Genomic DNA, 17,172 nt, shown 5'->3' on the forward strand with positions numbered 1-17,172 from the left:
GGGGTGGGGAAAACCCCCGGTCCAAGACGCCGACGCGCTCCATGGCCGGGCGGGCACCGGGACACCAGGGTGGAGGTACGAACCTGCGGCGGGCCGAGCGGGCCCGCCGCGCAGGGGTGGATGACGAGGAGAACGGACGACGCCGATGGCCACGCAGTACGGGCAGGGGTACGGAGAATGGGACGGCCCCGGATCGGGCGCTGCAGAGGGGCGGAAGTACCGGCTTCCCCTGGCGCTGCGGGCGCCGATCGAGGGACGCAGCTGGGGCGAGTTCTGCTACCTGCTGCTGAGCCTGCCGATCGGCATCATGATGTTCACCTACAGCGTCACGATGTTCTCGCTCGGAGCGGGGCTGCTGGTGACGTTCCTCGGGATCCCGGTGCTCGCGGCGGCGCTCGCGGGAGCCCGTGGGTTCGGTGCGCTGGAGCGGGCCCGGGCGCGAGGGCTGCTGGGGCTCGAGGTGGCCGACCCCGAGCCGCTGCGGCTGAAGCGACGCGGCGCGATGGCCTGGGTCGGGGCGATGCTCAGGAGCGGGACGTCGTGGCGGCACATGCTCTACACGGTGCTCCAGTTCCCGTGGGCGGTGTTCTCGTTCACTGTCGGGGTCACCTTCTGGGTCTGCGGATGGTCCCTGCTGACGTATCCGCTGTGGTTCTGGGTGTTCCCGCTGTACCTCGGGCAGAACGGCATACAGCTCTACGGCGACGAGACGCACCACGTCTATGTGGACAACCCGTTCGAGATCACGGTGACCGCGCTGCTGGGGCTGCTGATCACGCTGGCCACGCCGTGGATCGTGCGGGGGCTGACGACCGTGGACCGGGTGCTGGTGCACGGGCTGCTCGGGCCCTCGCGGCTGGCGGCGCGGATGGTGGAGCTGGAGTCGGACCGCGGGGTCGTGGTCGACACGGCGGCGGCGGACCTGCGGCGCATCGAGCGGGATCTGCACGACGGGGCCCAGGCCCGCCTGGTGGCGCTGGCCATGGACCTGGGACTGGCGAAGGAGAAGCTGACCGAGGATCCGCAGGCGGCGGCGCGGATGGTGGACGAGGCGCACGGAGAGGTGAAGACGGCGCTGCAGGAGCTGCGGGACCTCGCCCGCGGCATCCATCCGGCGGTGCTCACGGACCGGGGGCTGGACGCGGCGCTGTCGGCGGTGGCCTCGCGGTGCACCGTACCGGTTCAGGTGGACGTGGACCTCGCGTCACGGCCGGCGCCGGCGATCGAGGGCATCGCCTACTTCACCGTGTCGGAGCTGCTGCAGAACGTCAGCAAGCACTCCCGGGCGACACGGGCGACGGTGGACGTGTGGCGGGTGGAGGACCGGCTGCTGTTGCAGGTCGCCGACGACGGGATCGGGGGTGCGGACACCTCCGCGGGGTCGGGGCTGGCCGGGCTGGCCGGCCGCCTCGATGCCGTGGACGGGGTGCTGGTGGTGGATTCCCCGGCCGGGGGGCCGACCCGGATCACCGCCGAACTGCCGTGGCGGTCGGCCTGACGGCGGCCGGGCGTCGCCCCTGACGCGCCGCCCCCGTCCGTGCGGCGGGGGCGGCGCGGCGCGGCTCGTCACCCGGACGGCTCATCGGGCCTTCGGACGGCCGCCGCCCGTGATGTACGGGACGCCCGGCGCCCCTGCCGCACGGAACCGACCCAGCCGCGCCCCGTCCCGACCGCGCAGGACGTCGGCACGACCGTCCCGCGCACCCCGCCGGCGCCTTGCCCGCCGGCCCGGGCGGAACCCCGCCCCCATGGGACCCGGTCCCTCCCCGTTCCTCCCCCGGTGCAGACTCCCCAGGCCCGCCGGGCGGAACACGGCCGGTTCAGTTGTCCACAGGCCCCGGTGAGAATGCGTGGACGGCGCAATACTGAGGTGCCGAGGGGCGGCCTCACGACGCGGGCCGCCCAGGACACCGCCGGTACACACGGCTGGAGACGAAGGGCACGGGGGCCGAGGATCGTGGAGGACAGGGTGCGGGTGGTCATCGCCGAGGATTCAGTGCTGCTCAGAGAGGGCCTGACGCGGCTGCTGACCGATCGCGGGCATGAGGTCGTCGCCGGTGTCGGTGACGGCGAGGCGCTGATCAAGACCATCACCGAGCTGGCGGACCGCGGCGAGCTGCCCGATGTCGTGGTCGCCGATGTGCGGATGCCGCCGACCCATACGGACGAGGGGGTCAGGGCGGCGGTCCAGCTCCGCAAGGCGCACACGGGGCTCGGCGTGCTGGTGCTGTCCCAGTACGTCGAGGAGCGGTACGCCACCGAGCTGCTGGCCGGTTCCAGTCGCGGGGTCGGTTATCTGCTCAAGGACCGGGTCGCGGAGGTGCGCGAGTTCGTGGACGCCGTGGTGCGGGTGGCCCAGGGGGGTACGGCGCTGGACCCGGAGGTGGTCGCACAACTGCTCGGACGCAGCCGCAAGCAGGACGTGCTGGCCGCGCTCACACCGCGGGAGCGTGAGGTCCTAGGACTGATGGCCGAGGGCAGGACGAACTCCGCGATCGCCCGGCAGCTCGTCGTGAGCGACGGAGCCGTCGAGAAGCACGTCAGCAACATCTTCCTGAAGCTCGGTCTGTCACAGAGTGACGGGGATCACCGGCGTGTTCTGGCCGTCCTCACCTACCTCAACTCCTGATCGACTGACACTGTGTCACGAAGCCGGAACCGGCAGTGCCGGGTACTCCGGAAGCACCAGTACCAAAGGATGAACAAGGAGCGTCTTCAAAAGCATCGCCGGGGGGCTGGAAAATCATGACAAGTCAGGGCGTCGGATCGTCTCGCCATGATGTCCATCATGCGAGAGACCGAGGGAAGGCGACCCTTACCGACGTAGGGTTGATCCTGGGAAGGCCGGTGGGCCGGCCCCTCCCGGTCAGCCGCCTCGAGGGAGGTCCAGTTCAGTGACCAGCCAGGTCAGCAGTCCAGCGGAGCAGGCAGACGGAGCCGTCGTAGGGGAACAGCGCAAACCGGCGGGCGCGAAGGATGTGCAGAGGCTCGACCGGGTGATCATCCGTTTCGCGGGGGATTCCGGTGACGGGATGCAGTTGACGGGTGACCGTTTCACGTCGGAGACGGCGTCGTTCGGGAACGACCTGTCGACGCTGCCGAACTTTCCCGCCGAGATCCGTGCTCCGGCAGGCACGTTGCCGGGTGTCTCCTCGTTCCAGCTGCACTTCGCCGACCATGACATCCTCACGCCGGGCGACGCACCGAACGTGCTGGTGGCGATGAACCCGGCCGCGTTGAAGGCGAACGTGGGCGATCTGCCGCGGGGCGCGGAGATCATCGTCAACACGGACGAGTTCACCAAGCGGGCGATGCTGAAGGTCGGCTACGACACCAGCCCCCTGCAGGACGGTTCACTGGAGGGCTACCAGGTCCATCCGGTGCCGCTGACCACGCTGACCGTGGAGGCGCTCAAGGAGTTCGACCTCAGCCGCAAGGAGGCCGAGCGCAGCAAGAACATGTTCGCGTTGGGTCTGCTGTCGTGGATGTATCACCGGCCCACCGAGGGCACGGAGAGCTTCCTGCGGGCGAAGTTCGCGAAGAAGCCGGACATCGCGGCGGCCAACATCGCCGCGTTCCGGGCGGGCTGGAACTTCGGTGAGACCACGGAGGACTTCGCGGTCTCCTACGAGGTCGCCCCGGCCACGGCGGCGTTCCCGGTGGGCACCTACCGCAACATCTCGGGGAACCTGGCGCTGGCCTACGGGCTGATCGCGGCGTCCCGGCAGGCGGACCTGCCGCTGTTCCTGGGCTCGTATCCGATCACACCCGCCTCGGACATCCTGCACGAGTTGTCCCGGCACAAGAATTTCGGGGTGCGTACCTTCCAGGCGGAGGACGAGATCGCCGGGATCGGGGCCGCGCTGGGCGCGGCGTTCGGCGGGTCGCTGGCGGTGACCACGACGTCAGGTCCGGGGGTGGCGCTCAAGAGCGAGACGATCGGTCTGGCCGTCTCCCTGGAGTTGCCGCTGCTGGTGGTGGACATCCAGCGCGGTGGCCCCTCGACGGGGCTGCCGACCAAGACCGAGCAGGCCGACCTGCTGCAGGCGATGTACGGCCGCAACGGCGAGGCCCCCGTCGCGGTGATCGCCCCGTGCACCCCGGGGGACTGCTTCGACGCGGCGCTGGAGGCGGCCCGGATCGCGCTGGCCTACCGCACCCCCGTCTTCCTGCTGTCCGACGGCTACCTGGCCAACGGCTCCGAGCCCTGGCGCATCCCCGACCTGGAGGAACTGCCGGACCTGCGGGTGCAGTTCGCGCAGGGCCCCAACCACACCCTGGCCGATGGCACCGAGGTGTTCTGGCCCTACCGGCGCGACCCGCAGACCCTGGCCCGCCCCTGGGCGATCCCCGGAACCCCCGGCCTGGAACACCGCATCGGCGGGATCGAGAAGCAGGACGGCACCGGCAACATCTCCTACGACCCCGCCAACCACGACTTCATGGTGCGCACCCGCCAAGCCAAGATCGACGGCATCACCGTGCCCGACCTCGACGTCGACGACCCCCACCACGCCCGCACCCTGGTCCTGGGCTGGGGCTCCACCTACGGCCCCATCACCGCCGCCGTCCGCCGGCTGCGCACCGGCGGCCAGTCCATCGCCCAGGCCCACCTGCGCCACCTCAACCCCTTCCCCGCCAACCTCGGTGACGTCCTGCACCACTACGACACCGTCGTCGTCCCCGAGATGAACCTCGGCCAGCTCGCCACCCTCATCCGGGCCACCTACCTCGTCGACGCCCGCTCCTACACCCAGGTCAACGGCATGCCCTTCAAAGCCGAACAACTCGCCACGGCTCTCAAGGAGGCCATCGATGGCTGAGACGTCCACGGAAGGCACCGGCACGATCGAGGCGCTCTCCCTCGTCCCCAAGGCCGTGGCCCGGCAGACCATGAAGGACTTCAAGTCCGACCAGGAAGTACGGTGGTGCCCCGGCTGCGGCGACTACGCCGTCCTGGCCGCCGTCCAGGGCTTCATGCCCGAACTCGGCCTGGCCAAAGAGAACATCGTGTTCATCTCCGGCATCGGATGCTCCTCCCGATTCCCGTACTACATGAACACCTACGGCATGCACTCCATCCACGGGCGCGCACCCGCCATCGCCACCGGCCTGGCCACCTCCCGCCGCGACCTGTCCGTCTGGGTCGTCACCGGCGACGGCGACGCCCTGTCCATCGGCGGCAACCACCTCATCCACGCCCTGCGCCGCAACGTCAACCTCAAAATCCTGCTCTTCAACAACCGCATCTACGGCCTCACCAAGGGCCAGTACTCCCCCACCTCCGAGACCGGCAAAATCACCAAATCCACCCCCATGGGCTCCCTCGACGCCCCCTTCAACCCCATCTCACTCGCCCTCGGAGCCGAAGCCACCTTCGTCGCCCGCACCATCGACTCCGACCGCAGACACCTCACCGACGTGCTGCGCCAAGCCGCCGCCCACCCCGGCACCGCCCTCGTCGAGATCTACCAGAACTGCAACATCTTCAACGACGGCGCCTTCGACACCCTCAAGGACAAGCAGACCGCCGACGAAGCCGTCATCCGCCTCGAACACGGCCGGCCCATCCGCTTCGGGCCCGACCACAGCCACGGCGTCGTGCGCGACCCCCACACCGGCGACCTCAAAACCGTCACCGTCACCCCCGACAACGAAGCCGACATCCTCATCCACGACGCCCACGCCACCACCCCCACCACCGCTTTCGCCCTCTCCCGCCTCGCCGACCCCAACACCCTCCACCACACCCCCATCGGTGTCCTGCGCTCCATCCACCGCCCCGTCTACGACACGCAGATGGCCGACCAGCTCGACACCGCCATCGAGCACAACGGCAAGGGCGACCTCACCACCCTCCTCCACGGCAGCGACACCTGGACCGTGGTCGGCTAGGACGTCACGGGATCAGGCGGGACATCAGGCAACTCACGAGGCCCGGGCTTTCAGTGCCCGGGCCTCGTCGTACGCCCGGCGGGCCTCCTCGACGTCGGACATGCGTTCCTGCGTCCACAGCGACAGGGCCCGCACCTGCTCGGCGGCCTCACGTCCCAGGTCGGTGAGGGAGTAGTCGACCCTCGGCGGGATCACCGGCTTGGCGTCGCGGTGGACCAGGCCGTCGCGTTCCAGGATCTGGAGCGTCTGCGTGAGCATCTTCTCGCTGACGCGGGCCACCTTCCCGATCGCCCGCCGCAGCTCGCTGAAGCGGTGCGGCCGGTCGAGGAGCTCGATCAGCACCAGGACGCCCCAGCGGCTGGTGACATGTTCGAGCACAAGTCGATAGGGGCACCGCGCTGCATCGGTGTCGCCTGCGCCGGCGACCTCACTACTTACTGCCATGCCAGTACCTTACTTGAAGGTGGGTACTTTCCAATGGTTAGTACCCCTCCTAGGGTGAGTGCTACACGCACCCCACAAGGAGATCCGAACCATGAGCATCGTCGTCACCGGAGCCACCGGGCATCTCGGCCGTCATGTCGTCGAGCAGTTGCTGGAGAAGGTTCCGGCCGACCAGATCACCGCGGTCGTCCGTACCCCCGAGAAGGCCGCCGACTTCGCGGCGCGCGGCGTACGGATCGCGGTCGCCGACTACAACTCCCCCGAGACCTTCGACGGCCTCTTCTCCGCGGCGGACAAAGTGCTGCTCATCTCCAGCAGCGAGGTCGACAAGGACCGTGTCGCCCAGCACAAGGTCGTTCTCGGGGCGGCCCAGGCGGCCGGCGTGGCGCTCCTCGCCTACACCAGCGCGCCGGGCACCCTGACATCCGCCCTCGCCGACGACCACCGCGCCACCGAGGAGGCAGTCCTCGCCTCCGGTGTGCCGTATGTGCTGCTGCGCAACGGCTGGTACCACGAGAACTACACCGAGCAGCTCGCCCCCGTGCTGGAGCACGGTGCCGTCGTGCACGCCGCGGGCGAGGGCCGGCTCACCTCCGCCGGCCGCGCCGACTACGCAGCGGCCGCCGTCGCGGTGCTGACCGGCGAGGGGCACGAGAACAAGACGTACGAGCTGAGCGGCGACGAGGCATGGGGCTTCGCCGAGTTCGCGGCCGAGGTGGCACGGCACTCCGGCAAGGAGATCGCCTACACCCCCGTCTCCGTCGAGGCCTACACCGGCATCCTCACCGGGGCCGGGCTTCCGGAATTCGCCGCCGCGATCTTCGCGGGTGTGGACGTGTCCATCGAGAAGGGCGAGCTGGCCGTCCTCACCGGCGACCTTTCGCGGCTGACCGGCCGCCCGGCCATCACCATCGCCGAGTCGATCGCCGCCGCCCTCAAGGGCTGATTCAGCGGCCCCGGGCACACGGTCCTCGCCTGTCATGACCGTATGGCGATACGGGCATGACAGGCGGGGGCGCTCGCGCTACCTTCGTGGATGCTGCACGGGAGCAGTCGCGCGAGAAGGAGGGGCCCGTGGCCGAGAAGTCGAAGATCGAACAGCGGGCAGGTCTGCTGAACGGCTTCGCGGCGTATGGGATGTGGGGGCTCGTCCCCCTCTTCTGGCCGCTGCTGAAGCCCGCCGGAGCGATGGAGATCCTCGCCCACCGGATGGTCTGGTCCCTGGTCATCGTGATCGCCACGCTGCTGGTCATGCGGCGCTGGGCCTGGGCGGGCGAGCTGCTGCGCCGGCCGCGCAGGCTGGGGCTGGTGACGATAGCCGCGGCGGTCATCACCGTGAACTGGGGCGTCTACATCTGGGCCGTCAACAGCGGCCACGTCGTGGAGGCCTCGCTCGGCTACTTCATCAACCCGCTCGTCACCATCGCGATGGGCGTACTGATCCTGAAGGAGCGGCTTCGGCCCGTCCAGTGGGCGGCGGTCGGGGTCGGCTTCGCCGCCGTGGTGGTCCTGGCGGTCGGTTACGGTCAGCCGCCGTGGATCTCGTTGTGCCTTGCCTTCTCCTTCGCCACATACGGCCTGGTGAAGAAGAAGGTCAGCCTGGGCGGCATCGAGTCGCTGGCGGCGGAGACCGCCGTGCAGTTCGTGCCCGCGCTGGTGTATCTGCTGTGGCTCTCGTCGCACGGATCGACCTTCACCGCCCACGGCTCCGGGCACGCGGCGCTGCTCGCCGCGACCGGCGTGGTCACCGCGCTGCCCCTCGTCTGCTTCGGCGCCGCCGCGATCCGCGTGCCGCTGTCCACGCTGGGACTGCTCCAGTACCTGGCACCGGTCTTCCAGTTCCTGCTGGGCATCCTCTACTTCCACGAGGCGATGCCGCCCGAGCGCTGGGCCGGCTTCGCGCTGGTCTGGATCGCGCTGGTGCTGCTGACCTGGGACGCGCTGCGCACGGCGCACCGGACGGCCCGCACGCTCAGGGCGGGGCTCGAGACATCCGGTGCGGTCGTGGCCACCGGAACGGTGGGCGCCACGCCCGGGGCGGACGACGTGGTGGCGGGTTCCGACCAGCCGGTTCAGGCCCGGCCGTAGACCGGGACCGTCCCGTCGTCTGCCTGCCGATGTGCGGGGGCCAGGGCCGTCAGCGGCTCAGGCCCCCTTCGGTTCACCGGGGGTGGGGCGGTTCGCCGCCGGCGGCGACGCGGGCCCGATCGGCGAGTCGGCCCATCCGGTTGCGGGCCTGTTCGAGCTGGTCGAGGTCGTCGGCGGCGGGCCCCTCGGAGGCGGCGAGTTCGCTCCAGACGGCGATCAGGTCACGGCCGAGATGCAGCCCCTGGATCGGGTCGCGGACGGCACGCCAGGCGGCGGCCGCGCTCTGCACGTTCCCGTACGCGCCCCGCGAGTCGCCCAGCCGGTGGCGGAGCCGGGCCAGCTCCAGCGAGAGATGGAAGGAACGCAGGACGTCGGTGGCCAGGTAGGCGATGTAGGCGGTGAGTTCGCGCAGGCGCAGAACGTCGGGATGGTCGTCGCCGAGACTCGCGGACGCCTCGGCGACGGTCCGCTCGGCCAGGGCGGCGGCCTCCTCGATACGGCCCTGCTTGACCGCGGCGTTGATCCGGGCCATGGGCTCCGCGATCGGCCCGCCCGCACCGTCGGGCGGCACGGCACCGGAGTCGGGGGCGAGCACCGCCTCGGCCATCGAGTCGAACTCCCGCACGGGGGGCTCCTTGGCCTCCTCCTCGACCTCGGCGACCGGAACGGTTTTCGGGGGCGCGGTGGGTTTCCAGTCGGGAGCGGAGTAGCGGTCCGGTTCGGAATCCGCGTCCGTGGCGGGAGGCGCGAGCACCTCAGGGGTCTCCACGGACGAGGGAGCGGCGGCGGGCCAGGCGGGCGGGGGCGCGGCGGCGGACGGCGAGGGCGCGCCCGTCGTTGCGCGCCGGGAGAGCGGCGGCGGAGCCGGGGTGGCCTGCGACGAGGACGGCGCGAGGGGCCCGGCGGGGATCACCGGCGGCGGGCCGAACGTCCCCGTGGGCGCGGAGACGGTGCCGGGGGCCTGCGCCGCGGGTGCCGGTTCCGGGCCGGTCGACGTCGGCCGGCCCCGGTCGGCGACTCCCGCCGGCAGCGCCTGAGCGGGCCCGGACTCGGCACTGATCAGCGCGGCGTCCTCGGGAACGGCCCGCAGGACGAAGGTGGAGACGGTCCCTCCGGGACGCGCCTGCGCGACGTCCCGGCCGGCCTCGCGGGATTCCGGCCGAGGAGCGGGGCCCTGGCCGGACGAGGGTGCGGCGGCCGGCGGCCGGGGGGCGGAGGACGACGAGCGGACCGACGACGCGGCCGCCGCGGACGCGGGCCGGCCGGGCGGGACGGGACCGGTGGCCTGCGCGACGTCCCGGCCGGCCTCGCGGGATTCCGGCCGAGGAGCGGGGCCCTGGCCGGACGAGGGTGCGGCGGCCGGCGGCCGGAGGGCGGAGGACGACGAGCGGACCGACGACGCGGCCGCCGCGGACGCGGGCCGGCCGGGCGGGACGGGACCGGTGGCCTGCGCCGTCGCCGGCGCGGCCGGGGCGGCCGGGGCGGCCGGGGCGGGCTGAGGACCGGGCGCGGGCACCGACGGCACAGCCGGCGGCAGCACCGGCCGATCGGGCGAGACGGGCGCCGAGGCCCAGACCACCGCCGGGGGAGCCTGGGCGGGCTGCGGAGCCGTGGATGCCGACGCCCCGGTCCCCGCGGGCGCCACGGGCGGCGCCGTCGGCGTGGTCGGACGCATCGCGGGGACGGGCGGTGGCACCGACGGCGAGCCGGAGCTGGAAGTGGCGGGGCGTACGGGACGGGAGCCTGCCGACTCCGGTCCGGCGCCCGGAGCGGACGTACCGGCCCCGCCACCCGACGACCGCACACCCGCCACACCCACCGGAGGCACAGGACCCGATCCCGTCGACTCCGAAGCAACACCCGGAACGGACGTACCGGCCCCGCCACCCGACGACCGCACACCCGCCACACCCACCGGAGGCACAGGACCCGATCCCGTCGACTCCGAAGCAACACCCGGAACGGACGTACCGGCCCCGCCACCCGACGACCGCACACCCGGCGCGCCCACCGGAGGCACAGGACCCGATCCCGTCGACTCCGAAGCAACACCCGGAACGGACGTACCGGCCCCGCCACCCGACGACCGCACACCCGCCACACCCACCGGAGGCACAGGACCCGATCCCGTCGGAGGATGCGGTGCCGACGGTCCGCTCGGCTCACGTACCGCCGTCAGTGGGAACGTCGGGGCCGAGGCGCCCGGCGCCGGCTGCTCGGCGTCCACCGGCCGCCGGTCGTGCGTGGGCTCGTCACGGCGCGGGGCCTGCGGCGCATCCGCCGTCCCGGTCGTACCCATCTGCACCGGCTCCGCCGCGTACTCGCTCGACCCGTCCACGTAGACCCGGATCACGACGACGTAGCCGATCCGTTCGTCGTGGACCGTCGCGACGACGGGGCGGCCCGTGGCGAGGGCACGCCGATGGAGGTGGTCCAGGACGACCTCCTGGGCCTCCTCGCCCGGCCGCACGGACACCGGAGCCCCGCCCACGGTCGTCTCCGCGCCGGGCGCCATCGGCACCCGGACCTCGATCGGCGCCGTCCCGGTCTCGGCACCGCCCTCGGACACGGCCCCCGAAGCGGAGCGCCCCCGCTTCTGATCGCGGCTGAGTCGAGTCATCATTCCCTCACTCGGGTCGGTCGGTGGAGGAAAGGGTGGCGGAGGCGGAGGAAGCAGTCGTCGCTGCGTCCCCCACAAGGCGCTCACAGGCGCCCAGCGTACGCGGACCGGCCGTCGTAGGGGCGACGCCGTGCCCGGCCGCCCGCACGGTTCCGGCATCCCGCTGCTCCGCCGCGTCCCGGTCGGCGCTCGCGCGCGCCCGTCCCCCCGGCGTCCCGTCAACGGCCGTGCCCGCACCACCGGTTCGGCCCGGCCCGGCCTTCTTCACCGCGATCCTGGCCCCGTTCGACATCGGCCCCCCAGGCCTCCGGCTCCGGACATGCGTACGGAGACGTACCTACGCACCAGAGTCTGCCGTTCCCGTCCCCCCGCGCGCGTCACCGCAGCGTCACAAGCTCGTCCCAGGTACCGCCGGCCCGTTACCCGATGCGCGTACCGACGTGAAGATCGGGGTGCGGCGAGCGAACGAGGAGCGTGGCGATGCACGGGATCGCACAACAGGGGCCCTCCGGGCCCGGGATCTGGCTTCGCGGGCCGGTGGCCGACACCGGGCCCTGGCCGGAGGGCGCCCAAGGCATCGCAGGCCCACGGACGTTCGCGTGGATGGCCACCCACGGCGGCGCCGGGGCGTCCACCCTCGCCACCGTGTTCGGCGGCTTCGACGCGGGCCGCGACTGGCCACGCCCGGCGCAGGGCGAACCGTCCTCGGTGCTCCTGGTCGCCCGCACCCATGCGACGGGCCTGCGGGCCGCACTCGGGTTCCTCGACGCCTTCCGGCGCGGCGAGGCGCCGCCCGGCCTCGATCTCGACGCCGTCGTGCTGGTCGCGGACGCACCCGGCCGGCTGCCCCGCCCGCTCGGCCGGCACGTCACGCTGCTGGAGTCGCTGATCGACGTCTACCGCGTGCCGTGGGTACCGGCCTGGCGCACCGGCGACCCGGCCGGCGGACCTCCTCGCGGGTGCGAGCAACTGGCCCGGCTGACAGGAGTGTTCGCACGCACCGGTGCCCGACGGGAGCGATGAGCGTGCAGTGGGCCGTGCACGGGGAGCGCGCGCTGTACGACACGCCCTGGGTGCGCTTGCGCGCCCTGGAGGTGGAACAGCCCGACGGGGAACGCTGCGAGTACCACGTCGTCCGGTTGCGCGACGTCGCCGTCACCGCGGCCGTCGACGAGGGTCAGCGCGTGCTGATGATGTGGCGCCACCGCTTCGTCACCGGCACCTGGGCCTGGGAGTTGCCCATGGGGCTCGTCGAGGACGGCGAGGAGCCCGTCGCCGCGGCCGCGCGCGAGCTGGAGGAGGAGACGGGCCTGCGCGCCGGTTCGCTCAGGCCGCTCGTCCGCGCGGAGCCCGCGGCCGGGATCACCGACTCCCGCCACTTCGTCTTCCGCACGGACGACGCCGTGCACGTCGGCGAACCGGTCGAGCGCAACGAGTCGGACCGCCTGGAGTGGATCGCGTTGCCTCGGGTGCGCGCCATGATCCAGCGAGGGGAGATCGTCAGCAGCGCGACATTGGTCGCGGTGATGGCCCTCCTGCTCGACGTCACGATGGACAGCTAGTGCGCATGCATTTAATGTATGTGCATGTAATGGCCCGTCAGGGCTCGGGTGTGCATCCAGGGGGGTCTCATGAGCCGGCGTTTCCTCTTCGTCCTCGGCAGCTCACGCGGCGGCGGCAACACGGAGCTGCTGGCCCGCCGCGCCGCCGAGCACCTGCCCGCCGACGTCCCGCAGGAGTGGATCGGGCTCGCGGAGCACCCCCTCCCCGACTTCGAGGACCTGCGGCACGCCGACGACCACCGCCGCCCCACCGAGGGCACCGTCGCCCTGCTGCTCGACGCCACGCTCGCGGCGACGGACATCGTGATCGCGTCGCCGCTGTACTGGTACTCGGTGTCCGCGCACACCAAGCGCTACCTGGACCACTGGTCGGGCTGGCTGCGGACCCCCGGCCTCGAGTTCAGGAAGGAGATGGCGGGGCGCACTCTTTGGGGCGTCACCGCGCTCGCCCACGAGGAACGGGAGGTCGCCGATCCCCTCGTCGGCGCACTCGGCAACACGGCCGCCTATATGCGCATGCGGTTCGGCGGCGTACTGCTCGGAAACGGCAGCAGGCCCGGGGACGTGCTGAGGGACACCGACGCCCTGGACCGTGCCGGGACGTTCTTCGCGCAGGACACGCCACTCGCCCGCTTCCCGTACGAGACGGCGCTCGTGTGAGCCCTACGCGGTGATGTCCTTGGCGGTGAAGCGCGCCCACGCAGCCGAGCCGAAGACGGCCGCGTAGAGGGCCTGCAGGCCCAGGTTGCGGGTCAGGTCGTGCCAGTAGACCGGCTCGCGCATCAGGTCGGCGAAGGACAGCCAGTAGTGCGAGAAGAAGTACGGCTGCAGGGCGTGCAACTGCGGTATCTGGTCGAGGATCTGGACCGTGATCAGCAGGCCGACCGTCGTCGCCATCGCCGCGATGCCGCTGTTGGTGAGGGTCGAGACGAACAGACCCAGGGCCGCCACGCCCATCAGCGACACGGCGACGACCAGCGCGATCAGCAGGGCCCGGGCCAGACCGTCGGCGAAGCTGATGCGGGTGCCCGAGATCGTCGTCAGATCGCCCAGCGGAAAGAGCAAGGCGCCCATCGCGAGCGCCGAGAGCGCGACGACCAGGGTGGCGACGACGCAGAAGGCCATCGTGGTCGCGTATTTGGTGAGCAGCAGCCGGGTGCGGCCGGCGGGCGCGACGAGGAGGTAGCGCAGCGTCCCGGAGTTCGCCTCGCCGGCGATCGCATCCCCCGCGACCACTCCGACCGCCATCGGCAGGAAGAACGGCAGGGTGGCGGCGAGCGCCGTGAAGACCAGGAACAGCCCGTTGTTGGTGATCTGCGTGATGAACGCCGGGCCGCCCCCACCGCCCTGTCCGCCGGCACCGGAGCCGTCACTCGTCTCGATCTTGACGGCGATCCCGACGAGGATCGGCACACCGGCCAGCACGGCGAGCAGGGCGAGCGTGCGCCAGCGCCGGAAGGTCGTCACCAGCTCACTGCGCAGCAGGCCGAAGGTCCACAGCGGACTCGGCCGCCGGAAGTCCGCGGCCCGCGCCACCGCGACCCGCTCACCCTGCGACATCGAAGCCCTCTCCCGTCAGCGCCACGAACGCGTCCTCCAACGAGGCCCGCTCCACTCCGAAGCCGCGGACACGGACCCCGGCGGCGACCAACGCGGCGTTCACCTCGCCCAGTTCATGGTCCGGAGGCTCGCCCGTCACTCTGCCCTCCTCGACCGCCACGTCGGCCACACCCTGCTCCTTCAGGGCACGGGCGGCGTCCGTCACGTCCGGAGTCGTCACGACCAGCCGTCCGCGCGCTCCGGCGGCCAGGTCCGCCACCGCGCCCTGCGTGATCAACCGTCCCTGGGCCATCACCGCGGCGTGCGTGCAGACCTGCTCGATCTCGTCGAGCAGGTGGGAGGAGAGGAAGACGGTCGTACCGTCGGACGCCAGTTCGCGCACCAGGGAGCGGATCTCGCGCATGCCCTGGGGGTCGAGGCCGTTGGTCGGCTCGTCCAGGACGAGGAGTCTGCGGGGCTGGAGCAGCGCGGCCGCCAGTCCCAGGCGCTGCTTCATGCCCAAGGAGTACGCCTTGGCCTTCTTGCCGCCCGCCGCCGTGAGGCCCACCCGGTCCAGCGCGGCCGCGACCCGTGCACGCCTGGTGCGCGGGTCGGCGGTGGGGTCGGCGGCGTCAAGGCGCAGGAGGTTGTCGCGGCCGGAGAGGAAGCCGTACAGGGCCGGGCCCTCGATGAGGGCGCCGACCTGCGGGAGCACGGTGCGCGAGGCCCGCGGCATGGGCCGCCCCAGCACGCGCGCCGTGCCCGAGGTGGGTGCGATCAGGCCCATCAGCATGCGGATGGTGGTGGTCTTGCCGGAGCCGTTCGGTCCGAGGAAGCCGAAGACGCTCCCGGCCGGAACGGTCAGATCGAGCCCGTCGACGGCGAGCTGCCCGCCGCGGTAGCGCTTGGTGAGGGCGCGGGTGGCGATGACCGGGGCGTCCGGGTCGCCCGGCGCCGTCCCCGGCGCCGTTTCCGCCCCCGCTTCCGCGGTGGACAGCTCCTCCATGGGCTCTCCTGTCCGTACCGTCCGTGCGGAACTACTTGCCGGCGTCCGCCGCCTTCACCAGCGCGTCCTTGGTCACCGCGCCGACGTAGACCTTGCCGTCGTCCGTCATCAGTGCGTTGACCAGACGGGTCGAGAAGACCGTGCCCGAGCCGAACTTGCCCTTCACCTGGTCGCCGAGGGAGCCCAGGAACCCGGCGGCCGCGCCGCCGTCGGACGCGGCACCCGAGGGCACCCCGCCCTTGCTGCCCGTGTCGAACACGGCGATCGCGTTCCAGCCCTCGCCGATGGTCTTCGGCCCGGTGCCCTCGGCGCCCTTCTCCATCCCCTTGGGCAGGGCCTTCTCCATGCCCTTGGGCTGGACCTTCCCCTCGTGCGCCTTCATCTCGTCGCCCTGGGTGACCTTCGTGCCCCTGGGAGGCGTGAAGTCGAAGGTCGAAGCGGCCGGCCTGGCGAACGAGACCTCCGTGAAGCCCACGTCCACGACGGCCGCGCCGCCCGACGCCGGGGTCAGCGTGAACTTCAGCGGCATCCCGGTCTTGGCGTCCACCGCGATGCTGATCGCGCCGACCGTGGTGCCCGACTGCTTGGGCCTGATCAGCAGCTTGTAGGCGTCCCGGCCCGCGACCTGGGCCGTGCCGTCGACCGTCACCGAGGTGGTCTTGTCGCCCGCCTTCAGTGCCTCTTCCGCGAAGTCCTTCGGCGTGGCGGGCACCTCCTCGGGTGCCGCCGTCGATCCGTGGCGGTCGCCCGCACCGGTCGCGTGGTACGCCTGGTTGGAGGCGCTGTCGTAGGCCCAGACGTCGTCGCCGTTGCGGATGACGCTGTACTCGGCGGCCTTCTCGATGAGCGAGAGCTTCTGCTTGTTGTCGCCGTCGGCCGCGACGCGCAGCGTGTGCGTGCCGGAGGCCAGTTCGAGCAGCTTGGAGCTCGGATCTGCGGCCGAGCCGTCCTTGTCGCCCGCGCCCTGGGAGAGTGCACCCGAGGCAAGGCTGTCCTGGAGGCCGCCCAGGTTCGGCAGGCCGAGGTCCGTGCTGATCTTCACCGTGCCGGACATCTGCTGGACGTCCGACTCGGCGATCTTCTTGACGAGCTGCTGGGCGCTGATCTTGGGCAGGTCGGGGTCGCCGGAGCCGGCGAACGCCGGGACGAGCCCGATGGTCGCCGCCGCCACTCCCACCACCGCTGCGGGGACCACGTACCGTGCGGCCGTGCGCCGCCCGTCGCGTACGTCCTCGGCCTCCCCTGCGGGTGCGCTGTCGTCGGATTCGTACGGTGCCATGTCTGCCTAACCTCCGTCGTCGGCGGCCATCAACCGTCCGAGCACTCTCCACCCGAGTTCTCGACTTCCCTCGAGCGGGGAGGTGCCACCACCCCTGTGCCGCCATTCTCACCCGAACTCCTGTGAGGTGGTGTCTCCCATCTGACCAAATCGAACGGGGAGAAGCGTCAGCCCGCGGACTCAAGTCCGCGTAATCCTGGGGTATGACATGCCGGGGCGGCGTCTCGTCCGACCCGTAGGGGTCGGACGAGACGCCGCGTTCCGGGAGTCCCGGGTTGCCGGATCCGCGGATCAGTGCTGTACGAAGACGTAGTCCGCCCGGTAGCGGACGCCCACGACCGTCCCCGGGGTGCGGGAGCCCGTCGGTGCCGCACCGCCGACCGTGTTCGGCCGCAGGATCTCGGCGGTGTCCGCGAGCAGTCCGTGGCGCCGGCCGGACCGGGCGGCCTTCAGGTCGAGTGCGGGGGTGTTCCCGTCGCCGTTCGGGGTCTTGGTCAGGACCGTGCCGGTGACGGCGCTGCGGTCGGGCGCGACCCGCTGCGGCGTACCGGAGCCGGGCTTCACGAAGGAGTGCAGGATGCGGCCGCCGAGCAGGGCGGCCACATCGCGCTGCGCGAAGGCGTGGCCACCGCCGGCGGCCGGCTTGCACTCGTGGAGCGCGTGATCGGACATCTCCCCGTATCCGGGCCGGCGCCCCTGCGCCGGCTTCCGGGCAGGGATGCGGACCGGTTCCGAGCCC

Annotated in this window: 15 protein-coding genes; 9 read left to right on the plus strand and 6 right to left on the minus strand. The window is 71.9% G+C overall.

Annotated elements, in window-relative coordinates; genetic code table 11:
- Nucleotides 1-145 precede the first annotated feature (145 nt).
- From ACSHXN_RS18185 to ACSHXN_RS18200, 4 genes are all read left to right on the plus strand, one after another.
- Complete coding sequence (locus ACSHXN_RS18185; protein ID WP_355136892.1) at nucleotides 146-1,498, plus strand: sensor histidine kinase; 1,353 nt, start codon at nucleotides 146-148, stop codon at nucleotides 1,496-1,498.
- Between the two features lie 471 nt (nucleotides 1,499-1,969).
- The gene (locus tag ACSHXN_RS18190; RefSeq protein ID WP_308119955.1) at nucleotides 1,970-2,629 is read left to right on the plus strand and encodes a LuxR C-terminal-related transcriptional regulator; all 660 of its coding nucleotides are present in this window, start codon (nucleotides 1,970-1,972) and stop codon (nucleotides 2,627-2,629) included.
- Nucleotides 2,630-2,894: 265 nt separating this feature from the next.
- Nucleotides 2,895-4,823, plus strand: a complete 1,929-nt coding sequence (locus tag ACSHXN_RS18195; RefSeq protein ID WP_356114325.1) for a 2-oxoacid:acceptor oxidoreductase subunit alpha — start codon at nucleotides 2,895-2,897, stop codon at nucleotides 4,821-4,823.
- A complete protein-coding gene (locus tag ACSHXN_RS18200; RefSeq protein ID WP_355136896.1) occupies nucleotides 4,816-5,895 on the plus strand; it encodes a 2-oxoacid:ferredoxin oxidoreductase subunit beta in 1,080 nt (359 codons plus the stop codon). Before ACSHXN_RS18195 ends, ACSHXN_RS18200 begins: the two co-directional genes overlap by 8 nt.
- Nucleotides 5,896-5,928: 33 nt before the next feature.
- Here ACSHXN_RS18200 and ACSHXN_RS18205 read toward each other — a convergent pair whose 3' ends face one another.
- A complete protein-coding gene (locus tag ACSHXN_RS18205) occupies nucleotides 5,929-6,339 on the minus strand; it encodes a winged helix-turn-helix transcriptional regulator (protein WP_355136898.1) in 411 nt (136 codons plus the stop codon).
- A 91-nt stretch (nucleotides 6,340-6,430) separates the two neighbouring features.
- Here ACSHXN_RS18205 and ACSHXN_RS18210 point away from each other — a divergent pair, with 91 nt between their 5' ends.
- Together ACSHXN_RS18210 and rarD are read left to right on the plus strand one after the other, a co-directional pair.
- The gene (locus ACSHXN_RS18210; RefSeq protein ID WP_355136900.1) at nucleotides 6,431-7,285 is read left to right on the plus strand and encodes an SDR family oxidoreductase; all 855 of its coding nucleotides are present in this window, start codon (nucleotides 6,431-6,433) and stop codon (nucleotides 7,283-7,285) included.
- 191 nt (nucleotides 7,286-7,476) lie between these two features.
- A complete protein-coding gene (gene rarD / locus ACSHXN_RS18215) occupies nucleotides 7,477-8,427 on the plus strand; it encodes an EamA family transporter RarD (RefSeq protein ID WP_383358182.1) in 951 nt (316 codons plus the stop codon).
- A 73-nt stretch (nucleotides 8,428-8,500) separates the two neighbouring features.
- Here rarD and ACSHXN_RS18220 read toward each other — a convergent pair whose 3' ends face one another.
- On the minus strand, nucleotides 8,501-11,047 hold the full coding sequence (locus ACSHXN_RS18220) for a hypothetical protein (RefSeq protein ID WP_438303371.1): 2,547 nt from the start codon (nucleotides 11,045-11,047) through the stop codon (nucleotides 8,501-8,503).
- Nucleotides 11,048-11,527: 480 nt separating this feature from the next.
- On the opposite strand from ACSHXN_RS18220, the gene ACSHXN_RS18225 reads away from it, so the two are divergent.
- The 3 genes from ACSHXN_RS18225 to ACSHXN_RS18235 all read left to right on the plus strand — a co-directional run bounded on the left by ACSHXN_RS18225 (nucleotide 11,528) and on the right by ACSHXN_RS18235 (nucleotide 13,269).
- Nucleotides 11,528-12,070 (plus strand): hypothetical protein, encoded by a 543-nt coding sequence (locus ACSHXN_RS18225; protein WP_355136906.1) that lies wholly within the window; start codon nucleotides 11,528-11,530, stop codon nucleotides 12,068-12,070.
- Nucleotides 12,071-12,072: 2 nt separating this feature from the next.
- Nucleotides 12,073-12,609, plus strand: coding sequence for an NUDIX hydrolase (locus tag ACSHXN_RS18230; protein WP_356114340.1), 537 nt, complete (start codon nucleotides 12,073-12,075; stop codon nucleotides 12,607-12,609).
- Nucleotides 12,610-12,678: 69 nt separating this feature from the next.
- Nucleotides 12,679-13,269 (plus strand): flavodoxin family protein, encoded by a 591-nt coding sequence (locus ACSHXN_RS18235; RefSeq protein WP_355136908.1) that lies wholly within the window; start codon nucleotides 12,679-12,681, stop codon nucleotides 13,267-13,269.
- A 3-nt stretch (nucleotides 13,270-13,272) separates the two neighbouring features.
- Here ACSHXN_RS18235 and ACSHXN_RS18240 read toward each other — a convergent pair whose 3' ends face one another.
- From ACSHXN_RS18240 to ACSHXN_RS18255, 4 genes are all read right to left on the minus strand, one after another.
- The gene (locus tag ACSHXN_RS18240) at nucleotides 13,273-14,169 is read right to left on the minus strand and encodes an ABC transporter permease (protein ID WP_355136910.1); all 897 of its coding nucleotides are present in this window, start codon (nucleotides 14,167-14,169) and stop codon (nucleotides 13,273-13,275) included.
- Entirely contained in the window at nucleotides 14,156-15,154 is a 999-nt protein-coding gene (locus tag ACSHXN_RS18245) for an ABC transporter ATP-binding protein (protein WP_355801650.1), read from the minus strand. The genes ACSHXN_RS18240 and ACSHXN_RS18245 overlap by 14 nt, the downstream gene beginning before the upstream one ends.
- 31 nt (nucleotides 15,155-15,185) lie before the next feature.
- Nucleotides 15,186-16,433, minus strand: coding sequence for a LolA family protein (locus ACSHXN_RS18250; protein ID WP_356114321.1), 1,248 nt, complete (start codon nucleotides 16,431-16,433; stop codon nucleotides 15,186-15,188).
- 291 nt (nucleotides 16,434-16,724) lie between these two features.
- Nucleotides 16,725-17,105 (minus strand): DUF3455 domain-containing protein, encoded by a 381-nt coding sequence (locus tag ACSHXN_RS18255; protein WP_355136916.1) that lies wholly within the window; start codon nucleotides 17,103-17,105, stop codon nucleotides 16,725-16,727.
- Nucleotides 17,106-17,172 lie beyond the last annotated feature (67 nt).

It is taken from the genome of Streptomyces sp. HUAS TT11 (assembly GCF_051553595.1).
Lineage (GTDB): Bacteria > Actinomycetota > Actinomycetes > Streptomycetales > Streptomycetaceae > Streptomyces.